The 24,174-nt window shown below is 38.9% G+C and carries 23 protein-coding genes and 2 tRNA genes; 3 read left to right on the top strand and 22 right to left on the bottom strand.

Annotated elements, in window-relative coordinates; genetic code table 11:
* Positions 1-50: 50 nt before the first annotated feature.
* Together G7050_RS12705 and G7050_RS12700 are read right to left on the bottom strand one after the other, a co-directional pair.
* The gene (locus G7050_RS12705) at positions 51-350 is read right to left on the bottom strand and encodes a monooxygenase (protein ID WP_166115935.1); all 300 of its coding nucleotides are present in this window, start codon (positions 348-350) and stop codon (positions 51-53) included.
* A gap of 25 nt (positions 351-375) precedes the next feature.
* Positions 376-1,365, bottom strand: coding sequence for a DsbA family protein (locus tag G7050_RS12700; protein WP_221412804.1), 990 nt, complete (start codon positions 1,363-1,365; stop codon positions 376-378).
* Between the two features lie 72 nt (positions 1,366-1,437).
* Between G7050_RS12700 and G7050_RS12695 the strand changes: the two genes are divergently transcribed.
* A complete protein-coding gene (locus G7050_RS12695) occupies positions 1,438-1,749 on the top strand; it encodes a helix-turn-helix domain-containing protein (protein ID WP_221412803.1) in 312 nt (103 codons plus the stop codon).
* Between the two features lie 106 nt (positions 1,750-1,855).
* Here the strand turns inward: G7050_RS12695 and G7050_RS12690 are convergent, their stop codons facing one another.
* Positions 1,856-2,431 carry a TIGR00730 family Rossman fold protein gene (locus G7050_RS12690; RefSeq protein WP_166115931.1) on the bottom strand — a complete coding sequence of 192 codons (576 nt, stop codon included), beginning with the start codon at positions 2,429-2,431 and terminating at the stop codon, positions 1,856-1,858.
* A gap of 243 nt (positions 2,432-2,674) precedes the next feature.
* On the opposite strand from G7050_RS12690, the gene G7050_RS12685 reads away from it, so the two are divergent.
* Together G7050_RS12685 and G7050_RS12680 are read left to right on the top strand one after the other, a co-directional pair.
* A complete protein-coding gene (locus G7050_RS12685) occupies positions 2,675-3,142 on the top strand; it encodes a surface-adhesin E family protein (RefSeq protein WP_166115929.1) in 468 nt (155 codons plus the stop codon).
* 26 nt (positions 3,143-3,168) lie between these two features.
* Positions 3,169-3,846 (top strand): DUF2461 domain-containing protein, encoded by a 678-nt coding sequence (locus G7050_RS12680; RefSeq protein WP_166115927.1) that lies wholly within the window; start codon positions 3,169-3,171, stop codon positions 3,844-3,846.
* Positions 3,847-3,980: 134 nt separating this feature from the next.
* Here the strand turns inward: G7050_RS12680 and G7050_RS12675 are convergent, their stop codons facing one another.
* The 19 genes from G7050_RS12675 to G7050_RS12585 form a co-directional block, all read right to left on the bottom strand.
* Complete coding sequence (locus tag G7050_RS12675; RefSeq protein WP_166115925.1) at positions 3,981-4,586, bottom strand: hypothetical protein; 606 nt, start codon at positions 4,584-4,586, stop codon at positions 3,981-3,983.
* A gap of 42 nt (positions 4,587-4,628) precedes the next feature.
* Positions 4,629-6,110, bottom strand: coding sequence for a hypothetical protein (locus tag G7050_RS12670; protein WP_166115923.1), 1,482 nt, complete (start codon positions 6,108-6,110; stop codon positions 4,629-4,631).
* Positions 6,111-6,125: 15 nt separating this feature from the next.
* Positions 6,126-6,707, bottom strand: coding sequence for a hypothetical protein (locus G7050_RS12665; RefSeq protein ID WP_166115921.1), 582 nt, complete (start codon positions 6,705-6,707; stop codon positions 6,126-6,128).
* Between the two features lie 689 nt (positions 6,708-7,396).
* Entirely contained in the window at positions 7,397-8,617 is a 1,221-nt protein-coding gene (locus G7050_RS12660) for a hypothetical protein (RefSeq protein ID WP_166115919.1), read from the bottom strand.
* Positions 8,618-8,701: 84 nt separating this feature from the next.
* Entirely contained in the window at positions 8,702-9,937 is a 1,236-nt protein-coding gene (locus G7050_RS12655) for a hypothetical protein (RefSeq protein WP_166115917.1), read from the bottom strand.
* A 66-nt stretch (positions 9,938-10,003) separates the two neighbouring features.
* Positions 10,004-11,212, bottom strand: a complete 1,209-nt coding sequence (locus G7050_RS12650) for a hypothetical protein (RefSeq protein WP_166115915.1) — start codon at positions 11,210-11,212, stop codon at positions 10,004-10,006.
* Positions 11,213-12,442: 1,230 nt separating this feature from the next.
* A complete protein-coding gene (locus G7050_RS12645; protein ID WP_166115913.1) occupies positions 12,443-13,801 on the bottom strand; it encodes an MATE family efflux transporter in 1,359 nt (452 codons plus the stop codon).
* A gap of 123 nt (positions 13,802-13,924) precedes the next feature.
* Positions 13,925-14,632, bottom strand: a complete 708-nt coding sequence (locus G7050_RS12640; protein WP_166115911.1) for an ankyrin repeat domain-containing protein — start codon at positions 14,630-14,632, stop codon at positions 13,925-13,927.
* Between the two features lie 308 nt (positions 14,633-14,940).
* Positions 14,941-15,016: transfer RNA gene (locus tag G7050_RS12635), tRNA-Gly, on the bottom strand.
* A gap of 17 nt (positions 15,017-15,033) precedes the next feature.
* Positions 15,034-15,116: transfer RNA gene (locus G7050_RS12630), tRNA-Tyr, on the bottom strand.
* 200 nt (positions 15,117-15,316) lie between these two features.
* Positions 15,317-16,198 carry a hypothetical protein gene (locus G7050_RS12625; RefSeq protein WP_166115909.1) on the bottom strand — a complete coding sequence of 294 codons (882 nt, stop codon included), beginning with the start codon at positions 16,196-16,198 and terminating at the stop codon, positions 15,317-15,319.
* A gap of 18 nt (positions 16,199-16,216) precedes the next feature.
* Entirely contained in the window at positions 16,217-17,128 is a 912-nt protein-coding gene (locus tag G7050_RS12620; RefSeq protein ID WP_166115907.1) for a hypothetical protein, read from the bottom strand.
* A 32-nt stretch (positions 17,129-17,160) separates the two neighbouring features.
* Positions 17,161-18,060, bottom strand: coding sequence for a hypothetical protein (locus G7050_RS12615; protein ID WP_166115905.1), 900 nt, complete (start codon positions 18,058-18,060; stop codon positions 17,161-17,163).
* A gap of 607 nt (positions 18,061-18,667) precedes the next feature.
* Positions 18,668-19,384 (bottom strand): hypothetical protein, encoded by a 717-nt coding sequence (locus G7050_RS12610; protein WP_166115903.1) that lies wholly within the window; start codon positions 19,382-19,384, stop codon positions 18,668-18,670.
* Between the two features lie 5 nt (positions 19,385-19,389).
* On the bottom strand, positions 19,390-20,142 hold the full coding sequence (locus G7050_RS12605; RefSeq protein ID WP_166115901.1) for a hypothetical protein: 753 nt from the start codon (positions 20,140-20,142) through the stop codon (positions 19,390-19,392).
* A 10-nt stretch (positions 20,143-20,152) separates the two neighbouring features.
* Complete coding sequence (locus tag G7050_RS12600) at positions 20,153-20,923, bottom strand: hypothetical protein (RefSeq protein WP_166115899.1); 771 nt, start codon at positions 20,921-20,923, stop codon at positions 20,153-20,155.
* 686 nt (positions 20,924-21,609) lie between these two features.
* Positions 21,610-22,329 (bottom strand): hypothetical protein, encoded by a 720-nt coding sequence (locus G7050_RS12595; protein WP_166115897.1) that lies wholly within the window; start codon positions 22,327-22,329, stop codon positions 21,610-21,612.
* Between the two features lie 3 nt (positions 22,330-22,332).
* Positions 22,333-23,079 carry a hypothetical protein gene (locus G7050_RS12590; RefSeq protein ID WP_166115895.1) on the bottom strand — a complete coding sequence of 249 codons (747 nt, stop codon included), beginning with the start codon at positions 23,077-23,079 and terminating at the stop codon, positions 22,333-22,335.
* 5 nt (positions 23,080-23,084) lie between these two features.
* A complete protein-coding gene (locus G7050_RS12585; protein WP_166115893.1) occupies positions 23,085-23,861 on the bottom strand; it encodes a hypothetical protein in 777 nt (258 codons plus the stop codon).
* Positions 23,862-24,174 lie beyond the last annotated feature (313 nt).

The raw sequence follows: 24,174 nt of genomic DNA, 5'->3' as shown, positions 1-24,174 counted from the left end.
CGGCCTCATTCTTATAAAATATAAAGTAGTAGATTAACAGAAAGAAGCGATCAAATTCCGTGATTGATTTGAGACAGGGGTTCGTTGACCGAGAAGTATTTACACTCTATGTCTTTAGCTCCCATTGCTTCGACCCGTTTTAGATGCATGGCAGCATATTTTTGAGCTGATGCCATATCTTTAAATAAATAGATACCTCCACTTTCTTCGGTTTGGGTATTTTCTATCCATATTTTCGAGACAAAGCCTTCTTCGTTATTAATACTTTCCGCCAGACCTTTTGCTCCGCTTGTAAGAGCTTCTCCCATCATTTGGGCAGGAAACCCGAAATTAATTTGCAGTAATACCATAGTTATTATTTTTAGTGTTTATTATTCATTTTTTGAGCCTCCACAAGCTTCCTTTACGAGATTGTATTTCGACTGCCCTACCCTCTTCTGCCAGTTTTCGCAATTTCTTTTCGGCCTCGGATATCGTTATGTCGGATAATACCAACAGTTCCTTTACCGTAAGACTTCCAAAGTAGGTGATGAGAGTCAATTCATCTTTCGAATACACTTGCTTTACAGCCAGAGGATATAATTTGAGTATAGCCTGCTCATAAGCTTCATAAGATTTTACGCCATAAACAACAGTCTGCTGTTCATTCTCATTATAAAACACAAGGGTAGGAAAGCCTCTTACTCCCGACTGACGGGATGTTTCGAGGTCTTTCTCGAACAATTGTTGTGCCCCATTATCATAATCATACTTCAGCCTTTCACTGTCAAGTCCTGCTCTTTGGGCAGCCATGCTAATATTCTCCCATTTGGCAATATTCTTTTTCTCCAAAAACAACATTTCACGCATTACTCTCATAAAGAGGGCTGCCGCCTCTTTGTCTTGCATCTCCGCAGCCTTGAAGGCTATCGAAGGCGGATAAGAAGACGATAAAGGGTCTTCGAGCCATACATTACCATCGATAGGCATGTGGTAATAATCGCTTATTTCATCCCAGTGATGGGCTACATCGGCAGGGTTTTGAATACCTCCCCCGTTGTAATTGACCCACGATGGCAATAAACCTCCCATACAATATTCTATCGTAAAAAGATTACCATATTCTAACCTCAGCTTTTTCAATTGAGGCTCTATTGCCCAACATGCCGAACATATAGGATCGGTAAAATAAAGTACTTTTACTCTATTATCTGAAACTTGCGACTTCAATATACTGCTTTCTTGCGTATTCTTATCGGGAATCTCACAAACTCCTGTTTGCGGATCGCACATTAACGGATTACTTTTATTCATATTCTTATCATTTGTTGTATTACAGGAATACAGAAATAGTATCCCCACGAGCCATATTAAATTTTTTATCATATCTATTTCACTATCTTTGAACAAAGGTCTTTAGATTATTCAACCTGTGCAATAAGTCAAAAAAATATGACTATGGATACTGAAAACAATATCAATGCAAATTGTCCTGCCGAAGGGCTTTTGAAGTCGCTTTCGGGAAAGTGGAAACCTCAGATTTTTCGGCTTGCCACATCAGGGGCTATCCGTTTCAGCTCGTTGATGCGTAGTATGGAAGGTATTAATAAACAATCTTTAACCACGGCACTCAGAGAGTTGGAAGATGAAGATTTATTGACCCGAATTGTAGTGAAAGAAAAACCTTTGCATATAGAATATATTTTGTCCGAAAAAGGAAAGTCTATGATTCCGATATTCAAACAGATAGAAGCACTCACTCAACAATAACTCCTACTGCTGAAAATACAGGTAAAACGGGAAATAAAAAAAGCCTATCCTTTTGAGACAGACTAACCAATTAATTATTGAAGCAAGGTAATAAAAGTACGGAACCTTATTTAGATACGAACCATTTTTCGTTTTTCAAAGGAACATACGATTTCATTTGAAGCAACAAATCATCGATATCGCTACTTACAATGAGTAGATCCAAGTATTCTTCCTTCAAAAATCCATCACGATTCATCACCTTTATAAACTGAAGCAAAGCATCGTAATATCCATCGACATTCAAAAGTGCTACAGGCTTTTTGTGTAACGACAATTGTGCCCAAGTCAATACTTCGAACAATTCTTCCATCGTTCCAAAACCTCCGGGAAGGGCAATAAATCCATCTGAAAGTTCAGCCATTTTAGATTTACGTTCGTGCATAGTATCTACCAGATAAATCTCGGTAAGTGACTTATGCTCCAACTCTTTTTCTGCCAGAAAATGAGGCAATACACCTATCGCCAAACCTCCGTTATTGAGTGTTCCATCGGCAACAGCACCCATCAAGCCAACTTTGGCTCCGCCATACACCAATTCTATTTTATTTTTTGCTAAAGCTTTACCTAATGTGAGGGCTTTAGTCTTGAATATTTCGTTCGAACCTGAACTCGAACCACAGTATACCGCTATTCTTTTCATATTTTCTATCTAAATTTGTTACTACAAATATAAAACGTTTTTTGCTGTTTATAGTTAAAATAACATGACATATATGTTACAAAATCATTAAGGGTGCAGGTCTTTTTATTGCTAAGATTATTTATAAAGAAGATAAATAATTTACCTATCTTTACTTTACAAACAGATCTCAGAACTTTAAGTTCAGCGAACTTTTTATTGCTTATGTCATTAAATATTTTCTTTTACTTATAAACTACTTATATGAAACAATTATTCGTTTTAATTATTGCAGTTTTGGCTCCTGTAATGGCTTGGGGACAAAGTGGATGGAAAGATCTGGCTGTAACCGAACATTTGGAATATTATATTGATTCGACCTCAGTAAAGATGGAGGAAGGTCGTATCTATGCGACTGTAAAAACGGTCTATATGACCACCGAAAGCAAAGAGGCGTATGTGAATAAGATAAAGAATGTATTCAAGAAAAAGGATGCTGACAAAAAGATCAGAAAATGGGACGATTTCAGCTACAGCATCACCTACGGTTTATACGATTGTACCAACAAACGATTCAAAATATTACAGGTACAGGACTTTACATCGGACGGAAAACAAATCATACAAACAAAAACCAAAGAAGACAAAGCCCGATGGATATTGGTGGATGCCGAAACGGTTGGAGATTTTGTTCTGTTTTACATCTGCGATCAAAATATAAGTGCAGAATAATACAATATACTTAACAATACAACAGCATGAAAAATATAGTAGAATTCTTAACTCAACTGAAAGAAAATAACAACAGGGACTGGTTTACGGCAAACAAAGATGCATATAAAAAGGCTGAAAAAGAATTCGCCGAATTTACAGAGAAGCTGATTGAGGGAATCTCTAAATTCGATCCTTTGATAAATAATCTGCATGCTAAAGATTGTACCTTCCGCATCTATCGAGATGTACGTTTTTCGCCCAACAAAGAGCCGTATAAAACGCATATGGCTGCTTATGTTTGCCCTAAGGGTAAAAAATCGGGATTGGCCGGATACTACTTTCATGTAGAGGCTCCCGGTTCGGATTATATTGGCGGACATCTTTTAGCAACAGGTATTCATATGCCCGATCCCAAAGTTTTACAGAGTATCAGAGAAGATATTCTCGATCATGGCGATTCTTTCGATAAAGCAGTCAAAAAGGCAAAAGGCTTTGAGTTAGATCAGGATTTAAAATTAAAGAAAGTACCTAAGGATTTTCCGCAAGATTATAAATACGGCGAATATCTTAAACTGAAGAGTTATACACTGGGTAAAGTGGTATCTGACGAATTTATATTGAGCGACAAACTACTCGAAAACTGTTTGACTGAATATAAAAAAGGATTAGACTTCAACAATATACTGAATAGGGCAGCCAATTTTGCATTTGAAGAAATCTGATTTGCTTATTCCACAAATTAAATAAAAACACAGGTTACTGCTTGGCAGCCTGTGTTTTTTGTCTTATATAATAAATGAAATTAGATATACTCTAAACGGATATATACACTTTATTATACTTACAGTAGCCTGATTTATCGCACCAAAAATACAATATTCATAAAAGCATCATAATCGGGTAGTGAATTTACCGTGTAACTTAAAACTCCTACATCGCTGATTCCTGTAACTGTAATACATGGATCACAATAGGTTATATAAAAATATAATTGCTCTTTATTGAAATAAGGGATGGACACCGGAGCTCCCGTACTTTTAATTGCAGGTGCATCAAATCTGGTTTTATATATATTATACAAGTCAACCGACCGGATTCCTGCGAGGAGATTACCCGACCCATCTGAGGTGGGTATATTTACAGATGGCATATAAAAGAAATGCCGGTTGAAAAGTGTCTGGCAAGTCCAACCGAATACTCCCGGATTAGACGGGGTATCTTTGTATTGCGATATGCAATTATAATCGATATCATATACCAATAGTCCCGGTGCAGGATTTGCAATTGCTAATTTTTGGGCGGTAGTCATTCGAGGAATCAGCAAGCCCCGGTAATTGTTATGGGCTGTAATATCCAATGCCGCCGAAGTATCGGGTGTGTCGGTATTCACTGCTATCTGAGACGATACAGAAGGTATGTATAGCATCAGGCTGAATGCTATTATTGATAAAATTTTATTCATTTCAATAGTATTAATTCATTGTGTGTACTTAAAATGTGCATTTTATTGCATCATCTGCTTAGAGTTATGTAAGTCTGATCGGGTCATATTATTACTTTTTAAAGAACAATAAACAATATTGGCCAACATCGTAATCGGAGGTAAAGCTGTTCCATCACCTTTATAGGGAGTTATGGTTATAGTGTACATACCTGCATCATTATACGAATGTACCTTCGAATATTTACTTTGAGTAGAAGACACAGCTTGATTAATGACCGGAGTACCATCTCCAAAGTTCCATTCTAAGCGACTCGGAATATTTCCTCCCGACAAATCGACCTCAACACTATATGTACGCCTGTTTGCAGCACATGCAAACGGTTGCTCTTTGGGAATTATGCGGATAAAACCTGTAGCAAACGTAGGCAAACCTAAAGCCGCTGTATTCTTCAGATAATCAGGGAAATATTTAATAATACTGCCTCCGTCATCGGGGTTCATTACTACTGCCAGATTTTTTGTCGGTATTTCGGCTGAAGTAACAATACTACACTGAATTCCATAAAGTCTTTTATCCATAGCAGCTCTTATATTCGCAAATCCACTGGCTAAATAAATCAATGTAGCCCCACTCCTTAAATTATCCCATGTATTTGAATACAGCCTTCCGCCATTTTCAAATCCGGTTCCGATATAAATGTATTTTCCATTAGGAGAAAATGTTCCTCCATAAGTCTGATAAGGGCATTCCAGCGTCCTTATATCAGAAATCACTCCGGTTGCGGGATTAAAATCTGCTGATATAACCTGTTTTCCGCCCCAGTTCACCGAAACTATCTTTTTATAATCGGAGGAAATGATAACTTCCCCCTGAGGTCCTCCCAAGAATATATTAGCACTTGCAAGAGTAAAATGAGGAGTTGTATTTATTCCCGTCGAAGTGACAGCATAAATATAAAACGTTTTATCACTGCGGTGTATCAGCCAATAATCTTTACCATTAGCATTAGGTACTGCTGATATATTTTCATATACATACCCGGCTTTGATAATAATATTCTTAGAAGTTACAGCACCAAAGCTACCATTATTTGTTTTCGATATATCAACAATCGAATAACGCAAACCATCGGAGCCAGCTGTACCACCCATCGCAGGTACAGTTATAACATAATATTCGGTAAGACTTCCGGGCTTAGGTATAGCAATACCCGATTGTGTTGCCGAAAAGTCCCCAAACAATCCCGTACCGTTTGTCATTACATTACCGTTTTTATCATAAACAGTACTACCATCGGATGAAAACAGCAATTTACCATCATAAGTAGATACTGTAAAGCACCCTTCCCTGGTATCTAATGGTCCAACTATTGCCTCAGGCATATCGGCTACAACAGTTCCGTCTGCTGCAGTCGCATTGCTGAGAGAATTGAAATTAAGACCACTTTTATATCCGAAGTGCCACCAGCTTGTTTCTTTTTGCCCGTAGGCAGCCGGTTGAGAAAAGAATACAATTAAAAGTATATAAATTATTTTTTTCATTTTTGCAGATAAGGTTTACTTAAGAACAAATACTACAGTCATAAAAGAATCGTAATCAGATTCGGCTTTCACATCATAAGTCATTACTCCCTGATTATTGATTGATATATTGCCGAGTACAGATGTATCGTAATTAGTGATGTAATAATAGAGGTCGGTTCGATTCGTAAAGTAGGGAATATTTGCCGGAGCCGAAGGATTTTTTACCGGAGCAGTGAACTGTTTTTTATATTCGTCATACAGGTCAATGGTTTTACCTGTTACTACAGTAGAGGCATCTATAGCAATTGTAGGCATATAGAAGAAGCCATTCTGGGCATCTTTTTGAGATAAGCATACCCAAGCCGGTGATGCGGCAGTACCAGCATTCTGGGAAATACACCTAAGCGTGGTGTCGTATATAAGCAATCCCGAAGCCGGATTGATTATTGCCGTTTTCTGGGACGTGGTCATTCGCGGAATCAACAGTCCTTTACTGGTACTTTCGATATCCATAGCTGCCGATTGATGTGGGCTGATGGTGTTTATTCCGACTTGAGCTTCTGCATGGAAGACAAACGACAAGGCTAGAATAGCTAATAACAGTTTTTTTTTCATTTTTCGCTTATTGTTTTAATTTATATTCCGGTTAGTGAGTTGCATAATAAAAAGCAGCAGCATGTAATCACTACACACCGCTGCCGGACATAGTTGTGCCATAGGTAAACGGATGATTCGTGCCGATTTTGAACGACAACAAAAAACAAACCGATTACACGAAATCGTTTACCGAAACAACTATCAATATATTTATAGGGGAAATTTTGTTGAAGGGAAGACCATGAGTCAACTATACACAATAAAAAGAAAAGACGGAAAATTCCGCCTGAAATATTTTTATTACTAATACGACGCTTGTTAGTTAACTCTCTCTCTCTCTCTCTCTCTCTCTCTCTCTCTCTCTCTCTCTCTCTCTCTCTCTAATATTTCAGCGCACATAGCCAAACCTAAATAGTTAAAATTTAGATCATTGCACACATAAAAATCTGTTAATTTCGCTACCATTATTAGAGTAAAGGGTTATTTTACAAGGGCAAAGATAGAAATAATATTAGAGCCTGTTAAAATTTTCAACAAAAATTTTATTATTATGTATTTCGAATCCATTTTCACCATGAATCAAGCTCTTTTTCCAAAATTGAAACTAGCTAATGATTCATTTCAATATTCCAAAAACCAGACAAATCTGAATTTATCTGCTCTTTTGAATATTGGAATATGCAGGTTCAATATAAAGTCATTGTATATTATTGCCCTAAATAGATAAAGGTATTTACTGCCATATAAGCTGCTCTGTTGTCCAAAGCAGTACTGGTTCCTCCTGTATCTACTAATGCTGTACCACTAATAGTATGGGTGTGTGCCGCTCCCCCGCTATCGGAAGTACCACTGAAAGTATGCGTATGCTCTGCACCATCACTGGCAACAGTACCGGTTACGGTATGATTATGAGCCGTACCGCCACTGGCTGCCGTACCTGTTACGGTGTGATTATGAGCTGCTCCACCACTGGCTGAAGTTCCGCTAAAGGTATGGGTATGTGCTCCGGCTGAGGTGGTCGCTCTGCCTGTTTGTTCAGCTTTCATGTTATAAAGAGAATTGAATGTACCAGCAAATGACCCATTGACCCTGGTAGGCATTACATAAGTGTGAGTGTGAGCACCATTGGTAGTCGTAGTAGCAGTAAAGCTATGAGTATGGTACGAATCGGTAGAGGTCAAACTCAATCCGTGTGTATGTGCTGTATTACTCGACGTCGCACTAAGCGAGTGGGTATGAGCTGTACTCGATGATGTAGCACTAAGGCTGTGTGTATGTGCTCCTCCGCTGGCAGCTGTACCTGTAAACGTACCTGCTAAGGAAACATTGGGTAAATTATCCTTAGTAATAGTCAGCGTATTAGAACCTCCGGTACTTCCTAACACCTCCGAGCCTGCTTTTGATTTCAACACCTTATCTTTTGCATTTGGTAAATTTGATGAAAACCCCAAGCTTACAGCTATAGCACGGATATTGGCAGGAAGGCTAGAAACCGCTCTACCATCCAACAGATACCAGCCGTTATGGTCTGTAGTTTTGAATGATTCTTTAATACTGCCCGATGCCTGTGCTGCGGTAAAGACGCCAAAGCCAATCCATTCCGCACCATCAAAATAATAATAACCAACCGATTTAATATTGGCTCTCTGTCCCGTATTGCCATTACCCGATATATCTGTGATATAAATAATAGTACCTTTTTGATCGGCCTTATATAACGTATTGCCTTTATCGGCCAGTTGAGTTAAAGTAAGACGGGGAGCTATAATTCCGGCAATATGGCTTGCATTTTTTATTGCCGTTACATCCAAAGTTGAATGAGGTGTCGATGTATTGATACCGGCCTGTCCCCAAACAGAGGTATTATTCAGAATCAACAGGCTTAAAAATATTTTTAGAGTAAGAAGAACTCGTTTTCTTTGTTTCATGATTTTACACTATTTCTTTAATAAATAAAAGGAAGTATTTAACTGCTTATCAAAATAATATACCGCCTTATATACTTTATCGGTTTATAATCCGAGATAAATAAAAGTATTCACCACCAAATAAGCAGATCTGTTATCCATAGCTGCCTGAGCACCACCCAACGGGAGTGTAACACTACCGCTTGCCGTATGCGTATGGGCTCCGGTAGAAGCTAAAGAAGCTGTAACCTCATGTGCATGAGCTCCATCTGCAGCAAGTGCTCCGGTTACAGCATGCGTATGACCATCGGCCGAAGCTAAAGTTCCACTAACAGGATGCGTATGTCTTCCTCCGGCTGCAAGAGTCGAACTTATCGTATGATTATGATTACCCGAGCTGCTAGTAGTATAAGTAGAGGTAGCGATATAACTCCACAACGTACCTGCACCATAACCTCTATCTACATCCTTAGCAGTACCAGGCATTACATATATTACCGGAGACAAATCGTGTAAATGTGTTCCTGCTGATGCAAGTGTTCCACTGAAAGCATGGGTATGTGCACCTCCGGCAGCAAGATTACCGCTGGTAATATGGCTATGCTCTCCTCCGGCAGCAAGATTACCATTGACTGTATGGTTATGTGCTCCTCCGGCATCGAGGGTAGAACTTGCCGTATGCGTATGGGCTCCCGCCGAAGCCAGAGTTCCTGTTATACTTCCAGATAAAGATATATCAGGAAGGTTTGCTCTGGTAATCGACATCGAGTTTGTACCACCGATACTGGCTAGTCCCTCAGATGTATCCTTTGTTTTAAGAACACGGTCTCTGGCATCCGGGAGATTAGTAGTAAACCCGAGGCTTACGGCTGCTGCTTTTGCTTTGTCAGGCAAACTCGACAAAGCTCTTCCATCCAGCAAATACCATCCGTCATAATCAGATGCTTTAAACGATTGCATTATATCGCCATCTCGAACAACAGGCTGTGGAGTATTTAATTTTTGCCATAATGCTCCATCGAAATAGTAATAACCCGGAGCAGTAATGTTTAACCTCTGTCCTGTATTATTACCTCCCGAAACATTCGTTATATAAATAATTGCTCCCGTTTGGTCGGCACCATACAGCGTGTTTCCTTTAGCTGTAAGTTCTGCCAGATCGAGGCGAGATCCCTGCACCCCTGCGACATCGGTTGTAGCCGAACCCGGAGATGTAATATCCAGAGTTGATTTTGGGGTTGAAGTATTAATACCAACCTGTCCCGAAACAGTGGTGTTATATGTAAATAATATACAGCCTAAAAGCAATATATTAAAGAAATTTCTTTTTATTTGTTTCATTATCAATAAGTCTCTTTCGTTTTTATTCTTCTATACATTTAATACTGCTGTTTCCTGCCTTTTTCTTTACAATCCAAGATAAACAAAAGTATTTACTGTCAAAAAAGGAGATCTGTTATCTAAAGCAGTACCAGATCCACCTGTTGGAACTGTTGCCGCTCCGGTAACAGTATGAGTATGTGCTCCACCTGTTAACGAAGTCCCACTAAAGGTGTGTGCATGAGTTGTGTTGGCTGAACCAGTACTAAAAGTATGCGTATGGCTTTCGCTCGTCGAAGCCCCACTGAAAGTATGAGTATGAGCATTACTACCTGAAGTCCCACTAAAAGTATGCGTATGAGCGCCCGAAGAGCTAGTTGATCTCGTTTGATCAGAATCTACGCTAATAGCTGAAGCACTGGGGTTTCCTCTATGCAAAGAATTTTGTCTCGGTGGGTTATTAAAAGTATGGGTATGAGCACCTGCACTGGCAGAAGTCCCACTAAAGGTATGCGTATGGGCAGCTCCTCCATTAGCAGAAGTACCACTAAAGGTGTGTGTATGGGCAGCACCTCCATTAGCAGAAGTTCCAGTAAAAGCATGTGTATGGGCAACTCCACCGATGGCCGAAGCACCACTGAAGGTATGTGTATGGGCAGTTCCACCACTACCCGAAGTACCACTTATTGTCCCGGGCAGAGATATATTAGGCAGGTTTTCCTTAACGATTGACAAGGTATTGGATCCACCCTTATTTCCTAACACTTCGGAATCAGCTTTACCTTGCAAAACACGGTCTCGGGTATCAGGTAAGTTAGTTGTAAATCCGAGTTCAGTTGCTGATATTTTCGCAGATGGCGATAGTCCCGAAACAGCTCTTCCATCCAGCAAATACCATCCGTCATGATCGCCTGTGCTAAATGAGTATTTGATATCTCCTACTATTTCGGATGATATATCGGATGAGTCAAAAGCTCCGAGTTTTTGCCATGATGCTCCGTCAAAATAGTAATAACCCGGCACAGTAATATTTGCTCTTTGTCCGCTATTATCACCACCTGAGATACTGGTTATATAAATAATAACACCCACTTGAGATGCTCCATACAACGAGTTACCTTTCGATGATAGCTCCGCCAGAGTGAGTCGTGGAGCCTGCATTCCGGCTATATGGCTTGTTACGAGACTCGCTTTAACATCTAATGTTGCTTTCGGGAATTCAGTATTAATTCCTATCTGAGCATAAAAAGGTATTGAAGTAAATAAAGTCAAAACCAATATATAATACTGTTTCATTGTTATGTATATGTTAGTTAAATCTGTTACCATCCTTTTGTTTGATTGTCTGAAAAAACAATTCAAAAAAATTCGCGGCAACACATCTATTATTATCGTTTTTGTTTCAAAAAATATTTTATAAATAACGGAGTGTAGCAAGAAATAATCACGACTTTTTGCTACACCATACAATGCAGCTTAGTCTTAGCTAATACGGGGCAAAACGACAACAAAAAGAAGATTCGTATCGACAAGAATAAGTGAAGACAATGTATTTCCGATATTGATGATATATGGATAGAATTATCCGGGATAATAAGTTATTGGAAGATTTTTCATTAAGGGATATATCAATCGCAGGTTTTCTCATATATAGGTCATTATTAAGGTTATAATAGTCAGAGGTTGCACTATCTAAAGAGCTTTCAAGCAAGCTTGTTGCAGTATTCGCCTCACTGGGTACCAGATCGTCACTACATATCTTATCTGCATGGAACAGAACAAAAAAGTGTTTTATATTTACCCAACTCGAAATGTCAAATTTATTAAAGTACCCAAAAGTCGAAGACAGAAATCTCCATACAATAATTTTCATAATTCTAACTTTATTAGAACAATAGTTCAATAAAAACAAGGAAAAAACGTTATATAAAGCAGTGAAGATTAATCGTCGTTTTAAGTATTCAAAATGCTTTATATATACAAAAATATTTTTTTGGTAGGACAAAAGTACGTATTTTTCAGGATAATAAGAACCTAACTTAACATTAAATATCAAATAATAATAACTTTTATCTCCCCAAACGACAGAAAAAAGTATAATGCAGTTGAGGTTAACTCCGTATATGGACATAGAAATGGATCTCAAAAAAGAATTTCTGAGAATTATTTTTTTTTTTAAAGAATGTAATTATATAAACATATGCACTTCTCTCTTTCTTTCTCTTAACATTTCAATCCATATAAGCAAACCTACAAAGCCATTAAAAAACTAACATTTTTCTCTTTTTTTTATTTTATGTTGCAAAACACATAATAATGTAATACTTTTGCACAATCACAAAAAATATTTTTATTGCATTTATTTGCACCGCATCACGGACATAGTTATGCCATAGGTAAGCCTTATTACCCGAAAAGTTAAACGACAACAAAAAGACAACCTATCAGCTTCCTGTTGATAGGTTCGTTATTTTATACAAAACGGATAAATAATAATCTATTTAACAAATAAAAATGGGCTCGATATTATTTCTTTACCTTTTTATAAAGAAACGAAAACCATAATGGCAATATAATTCCTTTACAGATACTCGATATGGCAATTGCCCACCAAACACCTACAATTCCCATTTCGGATGCCAGATAATAAGCCAGAGGAATACGCAACGCATTGAAAACAACGCTTATGATGGCAGGTTCTACAGTTCGGCCGATACCATTAAACATCCCCTGTGTAGTAAGCTCAAGCATCATAAAAATCTGCACAAGCCCCATTACCATCAGGTATTGCGAGCCGGCATCTATAGCATCCTGATGGGGAACTATCAGTCCGAAAATAGAGCCTCCGAAAAAGATAAAGGCAACACTCACCACAATACCTACCGACACCATTATACGAAGGGTGTAGAAATAGGCTTTTTTACCACGTTCTATTTTATTGGCTGCATAATTCTGAGCCATAAAAGCGCTTAAAGCCGTAGAAAAACCTTGCGAAGTATTCCATGTAACAGCCTCAATTTGACCACCTGTAGTTTGAGTCATCAACCCCAAATGTCCTCCATATATAGCTGCTACCCGTGCCAGATTCATGTTAATGATGGCATATAACGAATTCATCAACGAAACTGGTGTTCCGAGATAAAAAACACGCTTCAAAAAGACCATACGGGGTTTTATGATAAACCTAAAATTCCCCAAAATACGGTTAGCCGATTTGATCTGATAGAAAAACAGTCCGAATACAAATATTTGCGAGATAACACTCCCCACGGCTGCACCATGCAATCCCATATCGAAACCGAACATAAGTATAGGATCGAGAATCATATTCAGCACCAATCCGCAGGCATTGTTACGAAAAGGGATAAAACTACGCCCCGCCCCATTATATACTCCCGACAGGTTATAAGACTGAAACTGAAACGGTAAACAAATGGTCATTATCCGTAAATAAAGCACAGCTTCCTCAGTTATATCAGCAGGCAGTTTGAAGAATGATAAAATCTGTTCGGCAAACACAAACAAAATGAGCGACCAGATTATACCGAGATACAATGCTACGGTAGATGTATGAGAGGCGTATATTTTTGCCTGTTTCATCTTTTTTGCACCGATAGATTGCCCCACTGCCACCTCAGCTCCTATCATCGCCAGATAAGCAACCGATGCTGTAAGCCACAACAGCATACCGATAGCACCGATGGCAGCTTCGGATTTTGTGGCAACATGGGAAGCTCCATCTGCCCCCAATCTCCCTACCCACGACATAGCCATCAGGGTATATGCCATTTGCAGGAAACTTGTCCCCATAAGGGGTAAAGCCAATCGTATAAGAGTTGAGAATATCTTACCTTCGGTAAGATTCTGAATACCATTTCCTTTCATTAGGATATTTTGTTATCTATTTTGAGGTCTCTGACCTTTTTTATTACTTTGTTATAGGGCAGACCCAATATGGCTATCCTCGGAAAATAGATCATTACAAACCAAGTTGCTTATATTATATAATTACTCACAGCTCGATTTACCTGTTTTATGATTAATAGCTCCCTTTTCAATCAACAATTGGGCTACATCATCAAAACCTCTATCGCAAGCTCCACTTAATGGGCTTACATTAAATTTAGGAGCTATGACATTTAAATCGGGATTAAATTGCAATATAAATTTAACCGTTTCCAACCGACCATCTACTGCCGCTACCATAAATAGAGTTTCTCCATCCGACTCCACCGCATCCCAGTCCGATTCGTCTTTCAGCAAATTATAAAGGTATTTTACAACCTCTACATTATTACCCAATACTGCCGATTTTAATGTATTATAAACATCGGCCTTGTCTGTTGCTCTGATATCTGCACCTTGTTCCACTAAATATTCCACAATATCCATATAACCGATAAAGGCTGCCCATCCTAAGGCTGTTTGCCCTAATGAGGCAGTATCTTTTGCTTCGATGTTCTGACCTGCCGCTACCATTTTTTTGATATCCTCCAAGTTTCCTCTCTTTACAGCATCAAACCATACAGCATCGGGTCCCTGAGAGGGTTCTTGATAAAAAATGCGGTGTTTCAGCAAATTAGGGTTAGCTATTTTATACATTTCATCGTAGCTGAGTCTAAATTCAGACAGATCTACTTTCGATGTTTGTGCTTGCAGATTAAAACCAAAAACAAATAACAACACGAATGAACCGAGAAACGAAATAATTTTCATACACATATTCAGTTTAATAGTAAAACTTTTTATTCTAATTTGCATTAAGAATAATTTTAAATATAATTTATGGTCTCTGACCTTTTTATGGCTTTGATACAGGGGCACAGACCAACGATTCTGTCATATATCTGATGAAGAGACATAAGCTCATCCCTACAATCGTAAATGTATTATTAGATACATTCAACTACCTAACAAGGATTGATCTGTATACTTTGGCGGACAAAGATACAATCGAAATGAAAGATAACCTCAATCTTATATATAAAAAAAGCGACTACTTAACGTAATCGCTTTTTGCTCCTTGGAGCGGAAGAAGGGGCTCAAACCCTCGACCCTCAGCTTGGAAGGCTGATGCTCTATCAACTGAGCTACTTCCGCAATTGCATCATCAAAAGTGGGCAGTGATGGATTCGAACCACCGTAAGCTTACGCTATCTGAGTTACAGTCAGACCCATTTGGCCACTCTGGTAACTGCCCTTTTGCTTAAATGCGATGCAAAGGTAATCAAAAATATATTCTTCGCAAGTTTTGTTAATAATTTTATTGAAAAAATATTACTAATACCCCTAGCTAATCAGTTCGCACAGCCAATAGTTTGCAAAAGAAGCCTGCAACAATACATATTTTTTGTCTAAGATATAAAACATGCTGCTTTATCGAAATTACACTTTTCTTTCTTATAATTTCCAGAAAACCATATAGCTACGCACCAAATTATTACTTCCGGGTGCAGAACTTTTAAGAGACCAAACCCTATTAGTTGCACTTTCGTGACAAACGTAAATCTTCACGACATCGTTTTTCTTAAAGTTGGCATTTAAAAATACGGATGCAGTTTGCTCTGCATTGCTATTAGGACGCAAAGCTACAGTATAGGAATCGACAACAGAATGATTGGTATCGTTGACCAAAAACACATAATAGTAAGCAAACTCCGAACTTCCTGTTGATACATATCCCGACAAATGCATATTAAAGGAATATGCTCCGTCTTCTAAAATCTCGATGGATCCATTTTCTTTGGTTACAAATTTCAGCTCTACCCCAGAAGAATACAACTCTGCTGATAATTGTGCGGGGGTAATAGGCTTTGTTACAACATCGGGCGATGATAAATTCAACAGATTGATGAATGATCCTGCATATATATTAGTAGCCATTTTGCCCCATTGAGTATCGGAAAAGAAATAAACTCCATCATCTATTGCTGCATCTTTGTTATATACAACTATTCCATCGGTAGGATTGGGTACTGTTACTACATCAAAGCTACTAGCAAGAGTTACTTTATTTAGTCCTAATGCTTTATTGTTCGAATTCAAATACAATTGGGCACTATTGTAGGGCATAGCCCCTACCCCTAATATGGCTTCATTATCGGTAGATTTGCTGAACACTACATCGTTTTTTAATTGTGCGGGTGTTGGCGTAGCCGATATATTATCACCGTTAGTATCTATTATAAAATTCCCTATCGGAAATAAGGTATTGATGCCTACTTGTGATGATGCATAAACAGAACATCCCCAAAACGTTAATATTATAAATATTTTATTCATTGTTATACATTCTTTTCGTTATAGTTTCCAAAATACCAGACTTGTTCTGGCTGCCGATTTTACCGACACATCGCCTGTATCCAATACTCGTATATTCAAAGGACAATCTTCAAAGTCGGGTGCTTGCCCACGACCAATATAAAACTCCACCTCCTCATCCTTATTCAGAGGCGTACCCATTACTAAGCGATACGAATAATACCTCCGAGCTTTTTGCATAAAAGGAAACGTCAAAAGAGCTTTTTCCAATACTTTATTTTGTGTTTTAGAAACCATAAAAACATACAATAAAGCTTGAGAATCATAAGTAGCAGGCACGGCCGGATCTGAAACAGTTGAATAGAAATAAAAACGCAAGGCAAACACATAAGTTCCATCAGTTTTTGCTTTTATCTGGGTTGTTTCGCTGTTCATAAAAGGCATCTTTATAGCCGCCGAATAGATACCGGCAGTAGCATCGGCATAACTTACGCCGGGTATAATAACATCTGTCGCCGGCAGATAGGGTATCGAGAATTCATTTTTCAAAGTAGGTTCTCTCTCTGATTCCATTATCCTGTTCCACTTTACTCCATCGAAATAACACCAGCCTATTTCAACCTCTTCCGAAGCTATGGCAGTCGTGTTATAAACCACCATTCCGGCTCGGGGATTAGGCACAGTTACAATATCGGTCAATGATTGGAGCTTTACCTCATTCATTTTCAAAGCTTTTTTGTTCGATCCTAAATTGAGCTGTGCATTTGGTAATACTTTCTTGCCTAACCCCAAGCCAAAGGTCGATGTCTGATTATCGAGAGTTACAATCATGTCATCGGCAAGCCCTGTTCCGCTGTTTGTACTGTTATTTAATGGATCGACCTGAAAAATAGTTCCCGACACCAATTTATCGGTATTGATGGCTATCTGAGCTACAGATATCGTACTCATCAGAAAAAGGACACTTATAATATATGCATATTTCATAATTTCCAGTAACTTAAAGATGTTTTATTGTATCTGCCGAAAGTAGTAGCTGCTCCACCAAACAGCGTCCAGGGATAAGGAGTGTCTATATTATGACAAATCAAAAAGTCTAACTCATCACCGGCTTTCAATATCGAAGATAAAATAGCGGTAGCCGACTGCTTGTATTGCGGCGGATTATTCATCGCTAACGTACCCAATGCAGCAGCATCCATGATAACCATATCCGATTTGCGCATCATAAACAAATACATGTGAACTTCACTTGTTTCTGTTGTATTGACCATCCCCATCAAATTTAAAGCAAAAGCATAAGTTCCGTCCTCAGTTATCTTTATACCTGCTGTAGTAGAACCCAAGGGTGCAAATGGAATAGAGACCCCATCGTATCCTCCAGCTGATATAACTGCTGACGTTGCTCCGATAGTGGTAACATCGTGTAACGAAATGGCTATTTTCACATCGAAGGTCTCTTTGGTAAAAGCCATCTGATCCCACTTATTGGTCTGACCATTAAATACACAGATACCGGGATATAATTGGCTATTGTTGGTGGTATTATATACTATCATCCCACGTACCGGAGAGGGTACAGTTAGCAAATCGTCCGTTCCGGTTAATGCTACAACATTTAGTTGAAGCCCTTTATTCGAAGATATTAAATCGACAGAAGCTCCTTTTGCGGGTATAGCTCCAATGCCTATACCTACTTCGCCCATTCCATCCGATTTTACAATAATATCATCAGCTAACTGGGCTGCCGTAGGAATAGCCGAGTTATTGCCCGATGCATCTATATGGAAAATTCCCAAAGGCGATTTGGTATTCACCCCTACTTGTGCATAAATCGAGCCTACACAAAAAATCCCAAGCAGTATTAAAAACTTTTTTTTCATTGTTATGTTATTTGTAATATAGTTAGTTGTTTTAGCTGACTGAATAAAAAGAGCAGCAGCATGTAATCGCTACACACTACTGCCGGACATAGTTGTGACAGAGGTAAACAAATGTTTCGTGTTGATTTTGAACGACAACAAAAAAACAAATCGGTGACACGAAAGTGTTTACCGACACAACCAGTAATATATTTATTGGGGAAATATTTTTGCAGAAAAGATCCTGTGTCAACAACACACAGAAACAAAAAAAGACGGAATAATCCGCCTAAAATATTTTTATTACCAGCACGGTTGCTAGTTAACTCTCTCTCTCTCTCTCTCTCTCTCTCTCTCTCTCTCTAATATTTCAACGCACATAGACAAACCTAAATAGTTAAAATTTAGATCACTATCAGGATATGTGGTTGTTAATTTTATTGTCATTATTAGTGCAAAGAGTTATTTTACAGGGGCAAATATATAGAATATATTTTAACAGACAAATAAATTACAGAAAGAAGTAAGAATCGGGAAGTGATAATATCTTAGCATTCGATAAATAAATGAAGGGCTTATCAGCCCCTCATTTGCTATAATAGACTCAAAGATGAGTTGTGTGAAATAATTACATCATAAAAAATGCAATTGTACATCTGGTATGTGCAGTTGTCGCGGTTGTCCAGTTTCCAACCTGAGGTCTAAGCCCTATCTCCAGATAATCTCCTTTTTTACAATTAGCTGCCAGCAAAACTGTATTAAATGTAAAATAGGTAGACGTATTATAAACCGGTTCATAATGCTCCAGAGAATCTACCTCAACACCATTTTTATAAAGAAACAAAAATCCGTTTACGGAACCTGTACCACCAATAGCTGTTGACCTTGCCCAAAATCGAATAAATACGAGATAATTTCCATCGGCAGTCAAATTATATCGCGTATTAGATGATAGGGGCAATTTAGTTATAACGCCTGCATTATAGGTAGCTGCCGTCATCATTTGAATCTGCTGTCCACCACTACCGGGCATAGTTCCCCATGAGGCATAACCGGCAACATCCGAAAGCAAAACGCGATCTTCGCCCTGATTACCATCTACAATACGCAGGGCTGTACTTCCTGTGGGAACATTCAAATGTATTTTAGCTGTTGGAGATATTGTACCCAATCCCAGATTACCGTTGACATCCACAACCACATCGTCTGCTGTAACCGACGGGCTATTGATTCCCGGGTCAATATAAAAAACTCCTGTTGGCTGGGCTATATTAATCCCGACTTGTGCATTCAAACCAAAACTAAATAATAATATAAATAGTTGTATTATTGTAAATTGTTTCATCCTACTTAAATTTTAAAAACCAAAACACTTGGGTTATAGTTACGATCTGTTCCACTACCTCCAATTATCCAATTATATCTTTGACTTATAGGCGTTGATGGCGTAATGTACATCTTCAACCAGTTATTATCTTTAGATATTGTAACACGAAAAATAGTGGTAAACGAAAACACTCCATTATTAGTCGGATATTTCACATAATACTCAACAGCATCGCGACCAATATCAGAAGAAGAGGCTGTACCGGTTGTTCCTTCACGTGTATACAGATAAGCGCTGATTATGGGATAGGAAACATTTGCCCTTCCCCACCAGCGAAGAACCACCACGTATGTTCCGGCCTTGGGTATTTGGGTCGAGAATAAGAAAGATTCCGATCCATTCGGGAAAGATCTCGATCCCGTTAGATAGAATGCTCTTGCCCAAGAATAGGGAGGTGCAAGCCAAGTCATATTTCCATTAGCATCTTTACTGCCTAAAACTTTGTTAAGCCCTTCGGTTCCATCGGATAAGTGCATAGCCGGAAATCCCGTACCGGCAGTTTCGATGTGCAACTTGGTTGCAGGCGAAATTGTACCAACCCCCATATTTCCACTTTTATTAACCATTACATCATCCGAAACATTGGTTGACGATGATGTATTGCCTTTTGCATCAACATGAAGAACACCCTGAGGCGATTCGGTATTGATACCTATTTGTGCTTGTAACTGACAACCGAAACAGACGATTGCAGCTATGAATACATATTTTTTCATTCGTTTTCTATTATATACGGTAAACAACTATACTCGGATTCCAGGTGGCATTTGTAGTACTTGCAGTACCGATACGCCAAGGCCCCCCGACTGTTACTCTGATATAAAGCTTCAGATACGTTTCTGTAGTAATTTTTGCAGAAAGAGGCAAGGCAAAACAAAATGTTTCACCATTATCGAGATATACATATTTTTCGGCTTGATCTTTGACATTAGCCTGATCTGCCGTCCAGTTATTAGCCGTATTAGTTGATGTGGCCAAATAAAATATAGCTGCCGTCGATTTATTTCCATTAGAGGCAGTACTCACTCCCCACCAACGAACTCCAATCTGATAATAACCGGCACCCGATACCGGAATTGCTTTAACCAATGTGTAGGCATTATTTGCATAACTGATCAGTGATCCGGTTACATTATAGTTGGCTCCCATCGTTGTAGGCATATTGACCCACGAAGCATTACCTGCATTATCGGATCTAAGAACTTTATTTGCCCCCTGCTTACCATCCACGATTCTCATAAAAGGAGTAGTTGCAGTAGTTACAATATCGAGCCTCGCCTTGGGCGACAGCGTACCTATACCGATATTGCCATCCTTCGTGATTACGACATCATCGGATGTGTTTAAGGAGCCCGAAGTATTCCCTTTGGCATCTACATGCAACCAGGTTCCGGTATTGGGCGTTTTAATATTTATCCCCACCTGTGCCTGTGCCAAGAGTGACGATATACTAAATATCCATAATAGCTTACTTCTCAATACGATTCTTTTTTTCATCTATTATATACATGTTATTAGTGTTTCTTTCAATAAAAATCTGTTGTGCAAGTCTTTATAAATTTTATGTTGCAATTGGATGTGGAAGATATACTTCATAAAAAAGGCTATTTGAGTAAGCCTGCGTATACTGACGGAGAAAAACAGCAGCATGTAATCGCTACATACTACTGTCGGACATAGTTGTGACAGAGGTAAACAAATGCTTCGTGCCGATTTTGAACGACAACAACAAGATAAACCGTTTACACGAAACTGTTTACCCAGGCAACTATTAGTATATTTTTGGGAGAAATTTTTCAAAACAAATGAGCATATAAGATGCAACAAACAATAAAGACAGAATTTTCTGCCTGTAAACTTCAGGAATAAAGAATATTTTATGTGCGGAAAGGGATTAGATGCTCTCTCTCTCTCTCTCTCTCTCTCTCTCTAATATTTCAAAGCAATAAAGCAAATCCAAATTGTTAAAATTCAGATTAAAAATAGCCGAAATATTAGTTAATTCTGTTGTCATTTTTTAGGATAAAGAGTTATTCCGTGAGGGCAAATGTAGACAAAAAGATTATTAAAACAAACGATAAACTCTTTTTTAAGATTTAAAACACACCAAAAGGCCATATTCTTTTAACAAAATCTGACCTTTTATTGCTTCTACTTAAAATATTGTTAAATAACATTTCTTTTTACATTCTGAATACTGCTATCGAAGGATTAATCATTCCACTACCATTAATAGTCCACGCTTGCCCACCCACCGAAGGGGTAACATACACCTGTAAATAATTACCGGGCAAACAGTTGGCAGCCATCAATACCGTAGTGAAGGTAAAAGGAGTATTAGCCGTTGCAGGAACATAATATTCTATCGCATCAACATTAGTTCCATTCTTACGGAGATAAAAGTAAGCACTTACAGCCCCTGATCCACCTATTGCCGAAGTAGCTCCCCACCAACGTATAGTTATCAGATAGTTTCCTGCACTGACTATATTTATTTGTGTACTGCTACCTTCCAGAGGCATAAGTGCCCCCGATGCATTAGGGAATGTTTTTGCAGCCGTTACTCTAAACGCATACCCTCCACTCCCTTTTATAACTCCCCATGAGGCATTGCCATTGGCATCCGACATCAATATACGGTCGGCAGTCTGCGAACCATCCGTCATTCTGAAAGCCACATTGCCGACAGGTGCAGCTATATGTACTTTAGCTGCGGGTGCGAGCGTACCTAAACCGATATTACCGGCAGTACTTATAACCACATCATCGGTTACCGTTGTGGGACTATTTTTACCGGGATCGATATGTAAAACTCCTGTCGGACTTGCAATATTAACACCTACCTGAGCAAATAAAGTGGTAAAAGATGATATGATAATAAAAAAGAAAATACACTTTCTCATAACTTAAATTTTAAACAGTATAATACTAGGGTTCCAGTTCGAATTGGTTGTCGAAGCAGTGCCAACCGTCCAGTTAAACGAATCACCTCCGATAGACGGCTGTATAAAAAGTTTGAGCCAACTACCGGCAGGAACTGTAGCATAAAGGCTGGTTGTAAAACAAAACGGACTATTTGCTATGGTACGCACATAGTATTCAATGGCATCTTTATTTGTACCTCTGCTAGCTGATCCGTCGGTTCCCTGATCCAGAAAAAAATAAGCACTGGTTTCGCTATTAGTAGTCCCTGCGATTGTAGTTGTACCCCACCAACGCACAACTACCAGATAATTGCCGGCATCGGCAACCTGCATAGCTCTCACCAATGATACACGACCTCGGGGATAATTGATCCTTCCCAAAACATTGTAAATAAATCCACCCGATGCAGGTTGATCGGCCCAGGTTGCATTACCCGAAGCATCGGAACGTAAAATACGCGTATTAGCTTGTGTTCCGTCTACAATACGTAAAGCAGGAGTTATACCATCGCCTGTAATATGCAGTTTGGCGGTAGGCGAAAGCGTTCCCAACCCCATATTACCGGAAGCATCAATTATCATATCGTCCGAAATATTGTTTGCACCCGATGTATTTCGAGCGGCATCCACATGGAACAGTTTTTGAGGCGTTTCGGTATTGATACCGATTTGTGCCGAAGTAACAGCCCCCGTTAGCAAAGCTGTAAAAAGAAGAATGTATTTTTTCATAATCTTTAAACTCTATAAATAACAATACTTGGATTCAATGTTCCACTCCCGGCAGAAGCCGTACCTATGACCCAAGGGCCACCGATAGCAACTCGGATGTATACTTTGAGATAAGTTCCGGCAACAACCCGGGCAAAGAGTGATGTACTGAAACAAAATCGCCCCGTGTCGCCGGGAGGCATCACATAATATTCGACCTGATCTTGCACATTGGGACTGTCGGCACTCCACGTATTTCCCGATGAAGAACTTTGCAATACATGAAAGACAGCCGATGTTTGTTTAGCTGCATTCATTGAACTGGACACTCCCCACCATCTGATAGTCACCAGAAAATTCCCTGTATTGTTTATAGGAATTGCCTTTAACAAGCTGTATGTGCCGTTTGGGTAAGAAGTAGTAGTTGAACCTGTGATGTTATAAATAGCTCCATCGGTAGTCGGAGCTGTTACCCACGAAGCATTACCATTGGCATCAGTACGCAAGATTTTATTTAATCCCTGGGTGCCGTCTGCAATGCGCATAGCGGGAGTTGCTACGGTAGTGACAATATGCAATTTGGCAGACGGGGCTACTGTACCAACGCCTACGTTGCCTTTTGCATCAATCATCACATCATTTGATGCCTGAGCCACTGTCACCGAAGAAGCCGAGGTATTATCTCCTGCCCCATCGATATGCAGCACGCTTCCCGAAAGAGGTACTTTGGTGTTTATACCCACTTGAGCTACGCTTAGCCCGATGGATAATAAACAAAAGATGAATAAAAAAACTTTCTTCATTGTCGTAATTATTTATATGTGTTTGTTGCTGAATATAAAACTGTTGACTAGAAAAAGCAGCAGTATGTAATCACTACATGCTGCTGCCGGACATAGTTGTGACATGGGTAAGCGGATGTTTCGTGCCGATTTTGAACGACAACAACAAAACAAAACGACTGCACGAAACCGTTTACCTAAACAACTATTGATATATTTATTGGGGAAATATTTTAAGGAATAAAGTATAGCGTATTTTAAACACAATAATAAAAAAAGGCAGATAAGTCCACCTGAAAATTCTAATAAAAAGTAATATCTTAAATACGAGGAG

It is taken from the genome of Dysgonomonas sp. HDW5A, assembly GCF_011299555.1.
Classification (GTDB): Bacteria; Bacteroidota; Bacteroidia; order Bacteroidales; family Dysgonomonadaceae; genus Dysgonomonas_A.
This window is presented reverse-complemented; position numbering and strand designations above follow the sequence as displayed.

Coding starts and splice junctions, on each gene's coding strand:
- G7050_RS12705 (WP_166115935.1), bottom strand. CDS start 350: ATGGTATTACTGCAAATTAATTTCGGGTTTCCTGCCCAAATGATGGGA.
- G7050_RS12700 (WP_221412804.1), bottom strand. CDS start 1,365: ATGATAAAAAATTTAATATGGCTCGTGGGGATACTATTTCTGTATTCC.
- G7050_RS12695 (WP_221412803.1), top strand. CDS start 1,438: ATGGATACTGAAAACAATATCAATGCAAATTGTCCTGCCGAAGGGCTT.
- G7050_RS12690 (WP_166115931.1), bottom strand. CDS start 2,431: ATGAAAAGAATAGCGGTATACTGTGGTTCGAGTTCAGGTTCGAACGAA.
- G7050_RS12685 (WP_166115929.1), top strand. CDS start 2,675: ATGAAACAATTATTCGTTTTAATTATTGCAGTTTTGGCTCCTGTAATG.
- G7050_RS12680 (WP_166115927.1), top strand. CDS start 3,169: ATGAAAAATATAGTAGAATTCTTAACTCAACTGAAAGAAAATAACAAC.
- G7050_RS12675 (WP_166115925.1), bottom strand. CDS start 4,586: ATGAATAAAATTTTATCAATAATAGCATTCAGCCTGATGCTATACATA.
- G7050_RS12670 (WP_166115923.1), bottom strand. CDS start 6,110: ATGAAAAAAATAATTTATATACTTTTAATTGTATTCTTTTCTCAACCG.
- G7050_RS12665 (WP_166115921.1), bottom strand. CDS start 6,707: ATGAAAAAAAAACTGTTATTAGCTATTCTAGCCTTGTCGTTTGTCTTC.
- G7050_RS12660 (WP_166115919.1), bottom strand. CDS start 8,617: ATGAAACAAAGAAAACGAGTTCTTCTTACTCTAAAAATATTTTTAAGC.
- G7050_RS12655 (WP_166115917.1), bottom strand. CDS start 9,937: ATGAAACAAATAAAAAGAAATTTCTTTAATATATTGCTTTTAGGCTGT.
- G7050_RS12650 (WP_166115915.1), bottom strand. CDS start 11,212: ATGAAACAGTATTATATATTGGTTTTGACTTTATTTACTTCAATACCT.
- G7050_RS12645 (WP_166115913.1), bottom strand. CDS start 13,801: ATGAAAGGAAATGGTATTCAGAATCTTACCGAAGGTAAGATATTCTCA.
- G7050_RS12640 (WP_166115911.1), bottom strand. CDS start 14,632: ATGAAAATTATTTCGTTTCTCGGTTCATTCGTGTTGTTATTTGTTTTT.
- G7050_RS12625 (WP_166115909.1), bottom strand. CDS start 16,198: ATGAATAAAATATTTATAATATTAACGTTTTGGGGATGTTCTGTTTAT.
- G7050_RS12620 (WP_166115907.1), bottom strand. CDS start 17,128: ATGAGTACGATATCTGTAGCTCAGATAGCCATCAATACCGATAAATTG.
- G7050_RS12615 (WP_166115905.1), bottom strand. CDS start 18,060: ATGAAAAAAAAGTTTTTAATACTGCTTGGGATTTTTTGTGTAGGCTCG.
- G7050_RS12610 (WP_166115903.1), bottom strand. CDS start 19,384: ATGAAACAATTTACAATAATACAACTATTTATATTATTATTTAGTTTT.
- G7050_RS12605 (WP_166115901.1), bottom strand. CDS start 20,142: ATGAAAAAATATGTATTCATAGCTGCAATCGTCTGTTTCGGTTGTCAG.
- G7050_RS12600 (WP_166115899.1), bottom strand. CDS start 20,923: ATGAAAAAAAGAATCGTATTGAGAAGTAAGCTATTATGGATATTTAGT.
- G7050_RS12595 (WP_166115897.1), bottom strand. CDS start 22,329: ATGAGAAAGTGTATTTTCTTTTTTATTATCATATCATCTTTTACCACT.
- G7050_RS12590 (WP_166115895.1), bottom strand. CDS start 23,079: ATGAAAAAATACATTCTTCTTTTTACAGCTTTGCTAACGGGGGCTGTT.
- G7050_RS12585 (WP_166115893.1), bottom strand. CDS start 23,861: ATGAAGAAAGTTTTTTTATTCATCTTTTGTTTATTATCCATCGGGCTA.